At 31.2% G+C, this 11,363-nt stretch carries 15 protein-coding genes and 1 pseudogene; 15 read left to right on the top strand and 1 reads right to left on the bottom strand.

What is annotated here, in order from left to right; all coding sequences use genetic code 11:
* The first annotated feature begins 123 nt into the window (after positions 1 to 123).
* From J8M14_RS17510 to J8M14_RS17495, 4 genes are all read left to right on the top strand, one after another.
* Positions 124 to 813: an ankyrin repeat domain-containing protein gene (locus tag J8M14_RS17510; protein WP_211076110.1), complete on the top strand. Its 690-nt coding sequence runs from the start codon at positions 124 to 126 to the stop codon at positions 811 to 813.
* Between the two features lie 88 nt (positions 814 to 901).
* The gene (locus J8M14_RS17505) at positions 902 to 1,420 is read left to right on the top strand and encodes a GNAT family N-acetyltransferase (protein ID WP_211076109.1); all 519 of its coding nucleotides are present in this window, start codon (positions 902 to 904) and stop codon (positions 1,418 to 1,420) included.
* A gap of 202 nt (positions 1,421 to 1,622) precedes the next feature.
* Positions 1,623 to 2,024: a hypothetical protein gene (locus tag J8M14_RS17500; RefSeq protein ID WP_211076108.1), complete on the top strand. Its 402-nt coding sequence runs from the start codon at positions 1,623 to 1,625 to the stop codon at positions 2,022 to 2,024.
* A 172-nt stretch (positions 2,025 to 2,196) separates the two neighbouring features.
* Positions 2,197 to 3,243, top strand: coding sequence for a M14 family metallopeptidase (locus J8M14_RS17495; RefSeq protein ID WP_211076107.1), 1,047 nt, complete (start codon positions 2,197 to 2,199; stop codon positions 3,241 to 3,243).
* Positions 3,244 to 3,462: 219 nt separating this feature from the next.
* Here the strand turns inward: J8M14_RS17495 and J8M14_RS17490 are convergent, their stop codons facing one another.
* On the bottom strand, positions 3,463 to 4,353 hold the full coding sequence (locus J8M14_RS17490) for a LysR family transcriptional regulator (protein ID WP_211076106.1): 891 nt from the start codon (positions 4,351 to 4,353) through the stop codon (positions 3,463 to 3,465).
* Positions 4,354 to 4,488: 135 nt separating this feature from the next.
* Here J8M14_RS17490 and J8M14_RS17485 point away from each other — a divergent pair, with 135 nt between their 5' ends.
* From J8M14_RS17485 to J8M14_RS23115, 11 genes and pseudogenes are all read left to right on the top strand, one after another.
* Positions 4,489 to 4,878, top strand: coding sequence for a nuclear transport factor 2 family protein (locus J8M14_RS17485; RefSeq protein ID WP_211076105.1), 390 nt, complete (start codon positions 4,489 to 4,491; stop codon positions 4,876 to 4,878).
* Between the two features lie 209 nt (positions 4,879 to 5,087).
* Positions 5,088 to 5,507: a helix-turn-helix transcriptional regulator gene (locus J8M14_RS17480; protein ID WP_211076104.1), complete on the top strand. Its 420-nt coding sequence runs from the start codon at positions 5,088 to 5,090 to the stop codon at positions 5,505 to 5,507.
* A gap of 91 nt (positions 5,508 to 5,598) precedes the next feature.
* A complete protein-coding gene (locus J8M14_RS17475; RefSeq protein WP_211076103.1) occupies positions 5,599 to 6,132 on the top strand; it encodes a DUF4199 domain-containing protein in 534 nt (177 codons plus the stop codon).
* Positions 6,133 to 6,292: 160 nt separating this feature from the next.
* A complete protein-coding gene (locus tag J8M14_RS17470; RefSeq protein WP_211076102.1) occupies positions 6,293 to 6,496 on the top strand; it encodes a DUF1801 domain-containing protein in 204 nt (67 codons plus the stop codon).
* A complete protein-coding gene (locus tag J8M14_RS17465; protein WP_211076101.1) occupies positions 6,493 to 7,353 on the top strand; it encodes an NAD(P)H-binding protein in 861 nt (286 codons plus the stop codon). Before J8M14_RS17470 ends, J8M14_RS17465 begins: the two co-directional genes overlap by 4 nt.
* A gap of 161 nt (positions 7,354 to 7,514) precedes the next feature.
* The gene (locus J8M14_RS17460; protein WP_211076100.1) at positions 7,515 to 7,853 is read left to right on the top strand and encodes a hypothetical protein; all 339 of its coding nucleotides are present in this window, start codon (positions 7,515 to 7,517) and stop codon (positions 7,851 to 7,853) included.
* Positions 7,854 to 8,030: 177 nt separating this feature from the next.
* Positions 8,031 to 8,732, top strand: coding sequence for a hypothetical protein (locus J8M14_RS17455; protein ID WP_211076099.1), 702 nt, complete (start codon positions 8,031 to 8,033; stop codon positions 8,730 to 8,732).
* Positions 8,719 to 9,477: a hypothetical protein gene (locus J8M14_RS17450; protein WP_211076098.1), complete on the top strand. Its 759-nt coding sequence runs from the start codon at positions 8,719 to 8,721 to the stop codon at positions 9,475 to 9,477. Before J8M14_RS17455 ends, J8M14_RS17450 begins: the two co-directional genes overlap by 14 nt.
* Before the next feature lie 106 nt (positions 9,478 to 9,583).
* A complete protein-coding gene (locus J8M14_RS17445; RefSeq protein ID WP_211076097.1) occupies positions 9,584 to 10,009 on the top strand; it encodes a GNAT family N-acetyltransferase in 426 nt (141 codons plus the stop codon).
* 218 nt (positions 10,010 to 10,227) lie between these two features.
* Positions 10,228 to 10,605 (top strand): DUF2200 domain-containing protein, encoded by a 378-nt coding sequence (locus J8M14_RS17440; RefSeq protein WP_211076096.1) that lies wholly within the window; start codon positions 10,228 to 10,230, stop codon positions 10,603 to 10,605.
* A gap of 167 nt (positions 10,606 to 10,772) precedes the next feature.
* Positions 10,773 to 11,276: pseudogene (locus J8M14_RS23115) on the top strand (GrpB family protein).
* Positions 11,277 to 11,363 lie beyond the last annotated feature (87 nt).

Below are 11,363 nucleotides of genomic sequence, written 5' to 3'. Positions count from 1 at the left end.
ATGCATTAATGCATATGCACCCTTCGGGATGCAAACACACCATACAATAGCCGTTATATGCAATTACGAGAATATAATAATGTGTAATAAATTTGACTAATATTAAGAACTACATCATAGGAAATGAGTGAAAAAATTGAACAGTTGACTGAAATGGTTTATGAACAAGATTATGGTTCATTAAAAGAAGAAATTAAAAATACTAACATAAATCTATTTAATGAAGGAGGGCAAACTTTACTTCATATTGCATCATCAATTGAAAACTCTTCAGAAATAATTAGGATTCTTGTTAATGGTGGAATTAATGTTAATACACTTGATAAGGATGGGTGTACTTCATTGCTAGAGGCTGTGAAATATGATTGTCCTAATAATTTGAAGGTGCTTTTTGACCTTGGGGCTGACCCTCGAATTCCAAATTCGGAAAAACAATCACCTCTTCAAATTGCTTGTGCGGGAGATAATTTGGAGTGTGTTCAGACTTTAATAGAAAACGGCGTTTCCGTTAATGATGATTCAGAAACAAATAAAACACCTTTGCATTATGCCGTTTATAGCAGATCAAGTATTGATTTAATCGAATACCTATTAGATAATCGCGCAGATATTAACGGTGGAGATGGTTATGGTACGCCATTAATGAGTGCGATTTCTCGTGAAGATACAGAAATGGTCAAATATTTAATTGGAAAAGGAGCCAAAGTCGATGGCCCTAAAAATCTTAATGGAGAAAGTACGATTGAGTTTGCAAAACGAGTGGGTAATGCTCAAATAGTTAAATATCTTGAAAAAATAGAAAAAAGCATATAACACTGCATAAAAATGCATTAAAACGCATTTTACACTAAACGTTGTGCGTCATACCCGAAAAACTGAATTATAAGAAGCAAACTTCAAAATGACAAAAATATCATACGGAAAAGCTAAACTTTCGGATTCGTTGAGAATATCCGTTTTATTGAAAACAGTTTATATCCAAACTTATGCGGTTGATGGAGTTACATTTGAGTTTGCAAATTTTATTACAAAGCGTTTTTCACCTGAACTCATTGAGAATATAATAAAGGAGAATCCTAGCCGACTAATCATTGCTTATCAAAATGGAAATCCTATTGGAGTGGCTGAAATAATTTACGATAGTAATTGTCCAATTAGAAAAATACCTGTTCCCGAATTAAGTAAATTGTATGTATTGGAAAGATTTTACGGAAAAGGAATTGGGTACGGACTTATGAATGAAGCGGAGAAAGAAGTACGTGAAAATGGATTTTCTGAATTTAATCTTGAGGTTTATATTAATAATGCGAGAGCAATCGCTTTTTATAAAAGACAAGGTTATGTTTCATTAGGTAATGTAGATTTTCCAATGGAATTTAATACCTATGAAAATTTGGTAATGAATAAAGCGCTGAACTGAAAAATTACGAACGCACAACACTATCTATGTGATCATAGCAGTAAAGTGATAAATCGAATGGTTGTTGTATTTTTAGTAAGGCGCAATGCTTGCAGAAAGTAAAAGTTAGGAACCATTGTGCAGAAAGATCGAAAAGCAAGGTAACATTTTGCTCTGCTACGACACATATATTAAACGTCGTCTACCATTAAACCAAAAATTATTGAAACTCAAAATTCTATCTTTTATAGTTAATAATGGACTTGTTTTCGGAGGGTTTATTATGGTTCTTGTTAGCGGAATAATAATTAGAAATGGATTCATTGATAAAAAAATAACGGAACAAAATATTTTGGTTGAAGTAACTGTTATAGACTGCTCCGAATTCGGAAAACGGAATTACTTTCTTGATTTAGAATACAACGGTAAAACTTTTACGAAACGAACAAAAAAACAATATTGTGAAAGGCTAAACAAAAGAGATAAGATAGAAATGCTAGCCAACAAAACCAAAGATGAATTTATTTTTATTAATGAATATAAAAATGATAATGATTTTGTCTATGGTTTTATTTTGTTGGGTATAGGATTAATAATCACTTATAAAGGGTGGGCAAAAAAATAAATATTAAAAACAGTAGACAACACGGTGTATAGCAAATCTGCAATGAATTCCTTAACGGAATTCATTGCAGATTTGCTACCTTGGTGACTTATCGGAATGTTTCCTTCGGAAAATTCCGCAACAAGCCATACACAGAACGTTAGCGAAAATCTTAAACAGAATTTATAATTAAATGAGAAGAATTATTTTATCCTTTTTGATGTTTTTTGTGGTTCCGTTTATTTTTGCACAAAATTCCTTTCAAAAAGCTTTCGATTCCAAAAGTAAATCAACAAAAGAAAATATTCGGATAGAGTTTTCTGATGATTTAGGAAATTCTGGTCACTTGCCGATATCCATTATAAAGGGTAAAACTCAAGGACCAGTTTTCACAATTATTGCAGGCGTCCATGGGTATGAGTACCCACCCATTGTGGCAACACAAGAAATACTAAAGGAAATCAATCCAAAGGAGCTCAAAGGAACAATCGTTATTATTCCAATTGCTAATATGGTTTCTTTCTTCACAAGAACACCTTTTATTAATCCTCAGGATCAGAAAAATTTAAACAATGCTTTTCCTGGAAAAAAAGATGGTAGTATAACAGAACAAATAGCTTTTTTTATTACAGCAAATATAATTGCTGTTAGCGATGTTTTTTTGGATGTTCATGGAGGAGATGCCCCTGAAGATTTACTTCCCTTTGTTTGTTATTACGACAACAACAAAAAACCAAAGCAAACTGCTTTAGCAAAAAAGCTTTCTGAAAATAGTGGATTTCAATATGTCGTCTCCTATCCATATACCATCTCAGAAACTGAGCCAGCAAAATATACCTTCAAACAAGCTGTTCAAGATGGAAAAACTGCAGTAAGCATTGAATGTGGTAAGTTGGGTAATGTACAAAACGAGAATGTCTATTTGATTAAAAAAGGGGTATACAATATGCTTGAAACTATGGATATGTACTCTAATGGAACGGGAGCCCATAAAAATGTAATTTACCGTAATAGTCAGACTTATATAAAGGCTAATGTAATGGGTATTTTTTATAGTAAATATAAAGCGGGAGATATGGTGAAAAAAGATGAGGTTGTTGGTTACACTACTGATGAATTTGGTGTTATTCTGGAGGAATACAGAGCAACTAATGATGGTATTATTTTGTATATGCTCGCTACACCTCCTATAAATGTTGATGATACCGTTATGTGTATTAGCGCCTATATAGATAACTAAACTTTTGCTAACATAGGGTATAAACATAGCTAAGTAGCTACTAAACCAATAAGGACGTGCCTATTTACAGGGTTCACCAAGTTTTTAAAATTACCATTTACAATTGATAAGTTAAAAACAAAATATAAAAATTCAGTTCTGTGTTTATCCGAAAAATTAGCGGCTTTTTTGCACGCTACAAAATCATACATTAAACGTTACCTGTAAGCTGTAAATTATTCAAACCTTCGAAAAATTATCTTCAAAGTTTGAAATAAAATCATTAATATATTTCTTTGCTTTATCAGATTTACGAAAAACTAAATGATGTACTCTTTTTAGTCCACTTCTACCAATTCGTTTGAAAATCAAATCATCAGATAACTTAAATGATTTTAAAGCCCATTTAGGCATACACATTATTCCCATATTTGCGTTGACCATTTCTAGGGCAACTTCGGTAAGAGGGATAGCGGAAATCTTGAGAGGAGTAATTTTATTAGGTTTTAAAAATTGGTCATATACCGAGACCGTTTCCAAAGGAAAAGAATGGATTATCAAATGTGTTTCTGAAAAATCATTTGGATCTAAAAAATCAGTTTTATTCAAGGTATTTTCTTTATGCATAATTGCAAAAATTTCATCTTCGTAAATTTCAATACTTGATAAAGTTTCATTTTCAGGTTTTGAAGTAATTATTGCTATGTCAATTTCATTAGATAAAATTTTTGGTATTGGTTGGTGCGTTGCTTCAAGAATTAAATCAACATTAATACCAGGATATAAAAGCCCTATTTTTTGTATAAAAGCAGAAAGGCCTTGATAAAAACTATAACATTCTGTACTTACTTTGATAGTGCCAACAGAACCAGTTCTCAACTGCTCAATATTTTGAAAACCTTTTTCAATACTTTTAAGAATTGTATTCCCTAATTTATATAATTCAATACCTTCATCTGTCAATTTCCATTTATTTCGGGTTCTAAGAAAGACCTTAAATCCCAATCTTTCTTCCAGTTCTCTTAATTGGTGACTCAAAGCCGATTGCGTTAAAAACAATTTCTCAGCAGAATTAGCAATACTACCTTCTTCTACAATAGTCTTTATAAGTCTAAAATATTTGATTTCCATAAGTAACAAAGTTAACGATTTGTGGTTATGGCGTAGTTGATAAAATTTCAGCTAAAAATTAAAAAAGCTCAATTTCAAGATTCTAAATAGTACAATACCTAAACTAATTTTGACAAAAAACAAATTCTAAAAATTATGCAAAAACAAAAAATGAATTCAACTACCGATTTACTAAGTGCAGTACAAACTTATTTCGATGCCCTTTATTATTGTGATACTGAAATACTCAATAAAATATTTCATAAAAGTTCTAGTCTATTTGATGTCGATGAAGGAAAGGTTTTCGTTGAACCCATAGATAGTTTTAGCAAAGATGTTGGAGGAAGAGTATCACCTGAGAGCAAAGGACAGGAACCTGAAGCAGAAATTTTATTGATTGATTGGCTATCACCTTCTTGTGCAACAGTAAAAATAAGAATTAGAGCACATCAGAATGTGTTTGTAGACCATCTTGGCTTTGTTAATGGAGAAGATGGATGGCAGATAGTTTCCAAAATATGGCATTTGGAAAAAGTAATAGCCTAAGCCTTTAATCATTTTTGACTTCATTTTTATGAGCATCTAACAGAAAAAGTCAGCAGGTAACAAAGTATAAAAGTAATAGCAATTTAAGTGCAAACACGAACTGTTTTTTGTATTTATTTAATTATATTATAATCGATACGTAAGAGAACCTAAATTCGCTATTGCTTTTATACAAACCGTTAGGTTCATTGCAAGTGACAAAGAATAAAATGACAGATATAATCAAGAAAAACAGAGTTTTAATAATCCTAACAGTTGTTGTGGTGTTAGGAGTACTAATTTTTAATGTTTTTTACTTCTCATCAAGCTATGGAATTGTTGAAATCAACAATGTGAACTCCTTGTTTTTAGTTCCGTTTATACTTTTAGTCTGTTGGCTTGGGATGATACTTGGGACCACAAAGAAAAAGGAAGATTTTGAACTAGCATATAATAATCGGATTACCGAAAGAGAAAAGAACGTTTTAGAATTAATTGCCTTAGGTAAAAAGAATCAAGAAATTGCAGACCAATTATTCGTTGATATTTCTACTATTAAAACACATATTAACAATATTTACAAAAAAACAGGTCTTAAAAACAGGAAAGAACTTTTTTCATTGAGTCAAAAACTATTAGAAAAAGGTTGAGACCATTAAATCCACCTTTTTTTCCATCCTTGTATGCTTGGGATATTATAGGATTACATTGATTTTTGTTTAAGATTTAAAACAAATGAAAATGATGAAATTCAAAACACCAATAATTTACGGATTTGTGGTTGCCCTTGCTGGCAGTATATTAATGCTTACACTTATTGAGCTTAAACTACTTGGGCCTAAAGCTATTTTGTTAGACAAGGAAATGGTGGGAGGTACTGTTCTATTCCTAATGCTTTATCTTTTTTTACTGTTTGCTATTTATTTCGCAATCAGAAAGAGAAAAGAATTGAATGGGCAAATTATATCCTACAAAGAAGCTCTTTTACAAGGACTTGTCTTAAGTTTATCAACAGCGATATTTAGTATACTATTTACGTATCTTTTTTATGAATTACTCTACCCGAACTATGTTGCGGATGTACTTAATGCTCTAAAAATAAAAATGGAAGACACAAATGTTCCATTAAAAAAACTTGAAGCAAAACTATTGGAAAAACAAGAATATTACAGTACTTCAACGCAAAGCTTTTATTCCTTTGTTGGTAATCTCATTACAGGAATAGCTTTTACACTACTATTAAGTTTCTTTTTAAAGTCAAGTAATAGAAAATGAATCTAAATAAAAAAATACAGATTATATTCGCAAAGCAACTGAAGACCAAATTCCGTTACTTGAAGAAATCAGACGACTTATGCATATAACGATTGACGAAGTAGGTGAAGAAATGAAATAGGGTTTCCCAGTTTTTTCGAATGGAAAAGATTTTGCTTATTTGCGTTTTGCAAAAAAACACATCACTCTTGGTTTTTATAACATCGACAAAATAAAAGCCCCAGATAATTTATTAGAAGGTAAGGGTAATACCCTGAAACACATAAAAATAAAAAGAGCAGAAGACATAAAAATAGAAATGTTTATCAATTGGTTAAACAAATTACAGACTAAAGAAGATGATAGAAAATGGAAAGGAATATGAATATAATAGTTGGAGCATCAGGACAAGTAGGTACACATTTAATTAATAGACTATCACAAAAAGGTGTCCCCACAGTGGCAGTTGTTCGTGACCCAAACAAAGTTAAAAGTTCTAATATTCAGATTAGACAAGCAGATTTATTTGTTACAGACCAAGTTGTGAATGCTTTTGAAGGAGGAACAACAGCATTTCTGTTGACACCTGAAAACCCAACTTCAAATGATATCATAGGAGATACTAGCAGAATAGTTGAAAATTATAGAATAGCTGTTGAAAAAAATGGAATAAAACGAATAGTTTGCTTGTCTAGTATCGGTGCTCATCTCGAAGGAAAAACGGGTAATCTGTTAATGTCAAGAATTTTAGAGCAGGGTTTTAATGAATTGAACATTGAGAAAATAATTGTCAGGCCGTCATATTATTTCAGTAACTGGCTTGGTTATTATGATACAGTCGAGCAATATGGCGTTTTACCAACTTTTTTCCCTGGAGACTTAAAAATTTCGATGCATTCGCCTATTGATTTAGCAGATTTTCTTGCTAATATCATAGCTAAACCAGATCAAACAGGGACTACTAAGGTATACGAATTAGTAGGACAAGAAAAATACAATTCGCAGGACATTGCTAAAGCTTTTTCAACCATATTAAGAAAAGATGTATTTGCACAATCTATTCCAAGTCATAAATGGAAAGAAACACTAATGTCAGTAGGTTTTACAGAAAACACTGCCAATAATCTCATAGATATGACACAAACAGTAATTGACGGACGGACAATTCCAGAATTTCCGAATGAAACAATAGAATTAAATACAACTATTGAAAGTTACTTAAAGACACAACTTAGGAAATAATAACAAATGCTAACAATGACTCCTATAGTTAATACGGGTTTTGGAGTTTAATTCAAAGTGTAACCACAAAGCAAAGGTCGGAGCAAAACAGAAAGGTTGGTGATTAGCGATCCCGTACTACTCATATATGAGACCGTTTTAGTCTATTAAAAACAAGAACTATGCTTAACCTCAATGACAAAAAATCTGTAACTACTGAAAATAAAAGTGGATTATCATCAGATGAAACGATTTTTCATTATTCTCAGAACGGAACTACGATTACTGGAAAATATAAAGGAGGTTCGATACTGGAGGGACTTATAATCGGAAAGCAAACTCAAGATTCAAAAATTGAGCTCTTGTATCAGTGTCTTACAACCGAAGGTGAATTGAAAGCGGGTGAATCAAAAGGGACGATTTCAGAAACTCAAAATGGAAAACTGAAATTAGCATTTGACTGGAATTGGCTGAATGGAGATTTATCGGGAGGAAAATCGGAATATATAGAAATTGAATAAAACTGGATACAACATCAAATATATGATGATAGTAGCTAAGTGATTTATCTATTGGTTGTTGTATTCCTGCCTGCCTAGTACCAAATAGATAAGAAAAATTGGAAATTAAGGTAACATTTTACCCAGCTAAGACACCTATATAAAAGTTGTAGTCAATTATGAAAAATAAAAAGACGGATGAATGAAAATTTAATAGCTATCATAATTTTACTTACTTATTTTTCACCTGTTTTTTATCAATTAGGAATAGTTATAAAGGAGAACAAAAAAGGAAACAAAATACCGTTAAAAAAATTCAAAAAGTTTCTAAGGTATAGTAGTGCTATTTTAATACCTGCAATAATTGGATTTGGGATCTTAAGTCATACGAATTTTTTAAACTATGAGAAGCCTTTGACCTTTGACAAATACGACCAAATAACGTTTGAGAATTTTAGAGGTTTAGAATTTTTCAAGAAATCACTTTATGGTAACGAAAGATTTGCTTACGTCGTTACTTCTATAGAAAGTGACATTGATAAAAATTTTGTTATGGTTCAATCTCTTTTTTACCCATCTCGTTCATTCGTTTATAAAAAAAATACAAATAGTAAAGAATTGCTAACTCATGAGAAGTACCATATAAAAATAACTGAGCTCTTCGCTCGTAAAGCAAAAGAAAAAATATCAAAACTCGATAGGTTTGAAAAAGATAAAATCGAGGAAATAATTCGACAAGCTGAAAAAGAAGAACGAAAATTTCAAAGAGAATATGATTACAATACCTTCCATAGTTATGTTTTAAGTGAACAAAAAAGATACGAGAAAGAAGTAGATAGTTTACTAAATTTGCTAACCGATTATGAAAAACCAAAAATTCGATTTAATGACAAAAATTAGACTTATCATCTTCGTTTTAATAAGTATAGCATTAACAAACTGCAAACCAGAAAAACGCGAATTCCCCATTGATAAACGATATTGGGACTTAAACGATTATGATAAAGTGGTTTTGGAATTGAATTATGGTTACAAAGCGGATGAAAAACTTCCAACTTTTGATGACCCTGAAACGAGAATTATTATTGAAAAACTTACTGATCAACAAAATTTTAATGTAGTACTTGAGGACAATGAATTAGGACTTAAACATAAAAACAATGTAGCAGAAAAATTCTTTAGTGAATGGAAGGATATGAATAATATCTATGATGCTCTAGACAGGAAAGATCAATATCTATACGACAAAGAAATGCTTGCGGTTTGGCATTTTGGATTAGGACTTCAACTAAAATATTTTAGATTAGGAAATGAACAGATAAAAGAAAGTGCTGATGATCCTAACTCTTCAGTAGTTAAGAACAATATTAATTCGAATGTAAGAACTCTAATTAAAAATTATTTGATCTATCTGGATGAAATAAATAACGAAAAAGCCTTTACGGAAGAGGGAAAGACAAAACTTGCAGGTGGTATTGATAAATATTTTTCCGCATTAATTGAACTTTATCCAGAAGCTAATTACAGCGGAATGAAAAACAAAGCTGAGTTAATGATAAAAAAAAGTAAATCGGATAAAATAAGATCTTCGCTTAACAATTTAATAGAATTAATTGATTCGAAAAAAGAAACCGAAAAAAAATAAACGCCTACAACACAGTTTGTATCATGCATATACTACCTTCGGGAAACAAACGCAATAGACAAGATACTTTACAAGCGAGCAGAAAAGTAAAATTCGAACTAAAAGAATGCCAAATAAATTATTGAAACCTGTTGAATACAAAATTACTAAACCTGGTATTGATCAGTATTGGACTTTATTTGATTCAACCGGTTGGAATGATGTATGTAAATTCACAATCGAAGAATTGGATATTGCCATTGAAAATAGTTGGTATTCTGTTTCTGCATATTTAGAAGGAATTTTGATTGGTTTTGGTCGAATTATATCCGATGGAATTCATCACGCACTAATTGTTGATTTAATTATATCTCCTGATTACCAAGGAAAAGGAATTGGAAGTGAAATATTGAAAAGATTATTGGAGAAATGTACTGGAAATAACATTCGAGATATTCAATTGTTTTCAGCTAAGGAGAAGTTTAAATTTTATGAAAAGTTTGGGTTTCAAAAGCGAGCCGAAAATGCTCCTGGAATGGAATATAAATATTGAATACTGAAAATTGCAAGCTTGTAACATTATCATATAAAAAATCAGAGCAAAGTTTAGTGGCGAAATCGAGAAATTATTTCCTTTTTGTAATAACGCTCAATTTTTATAAATTGAATAAGAAATAAAATGAGCAAATAAATCAATTGGCTCAGGTGTGTTTACCTTGCTCCAATTCATATCTTTGGTGTTAGTGACAATCAATTCAAAATCGAATAAAAATGAAAGTTACAGCGGAAAAAAATGAAAAGGTTGCCAATATGATATTTGCATCCATTTATCCACATTATCTGAATAGATTAGAGAAAAATGGTAGAACAAAAGAAGAGCTCAACCAAGTAATTAAATGGTTCACTGGTTTTGATCAGGATGCTTTACAAGCACTTATTGATGAAAAAGCAACTTTTAGAACATTTTTTCAAAAAGCCAAAATAAATCCAAACGCCCACTTGATTAAAGGAGTCGTTTGTGGTTATCGAATTGAAGAAATAGAGGATGAATTTGAATTGTATAAACAATGTAGGCGTATGGAAAAGTTGATTGATGAATTGGCAAGAGGTCGTAAAATGGAGAAAATTTTGCGTGAAGAAAAAAAGTAGAAACAGGTGCTAACAAAACCTAAACTACGTTAAAACGCAGCTTAGCCAAAACGTTGTATACAGCGAAAATTTTGAGATTAATGAGGATAAACATTCAAAATTATAACCCGAAATGGAAAGAACAATTTGAAAGTTTGCGAGAATACCTATTCCCACATTTTAAGTGAATAGTTTCAAAAATTGAACACGTTGGAAGCACTTCAGTACCGGGAATGGCTGCAAAACCGATTATTGATTTAGACTTAATTATTGAAAATGATAAGGAGGTTTTAAAAAAGGTAATAAGTAAACTTAAAGACCTTGGATATACTCACTTGGGAGAAATGGGAATTTCTGGGAGAGAAGCATTTAAAAGGAATAGTTGTCAAACACCATTTACCAATTCTAAAAAAGAATGGTTTGAACACAATCTTTATGTATGTAAAAAAGGAAGTACAGGATTAAAAAACCACTTAGCTTAAAAAAACCATCTTTTAGAAAACCCGGAAAAAATAATAGAATATAGCAATCTGAAAAATGTTCTTGCGAAAAAATTTCCCAATGACATTAACTCTTATATTGATGGAAAAACTGATTTTATTTTGGACATTCTGAAAAAAGAAGGAATTAAAAATTCCGAAACCGAATTAATTGAAAATGAAAACAAAAAGCCAACGCACAGCAATATATAGCCGTAATTACTGTGGATTCGACTACATCCGAATTTACGTGGATTTGCTAAGGCCAATACCAAACCAAGAATTAAATTAGATTAACCC

Origin of the sequence: Aquimarina sp. MMG016, assembly GCF_018100805.1 — a bacterium.
Lineage (GTDB): Bacteria > Bacteroidota > Bacteroidia > Flavobacteriales > Flavobacteriaceae > Aquimarina.
This window is presented reverse-complemented; position numbering and strand designations above follow the sequence as displayed.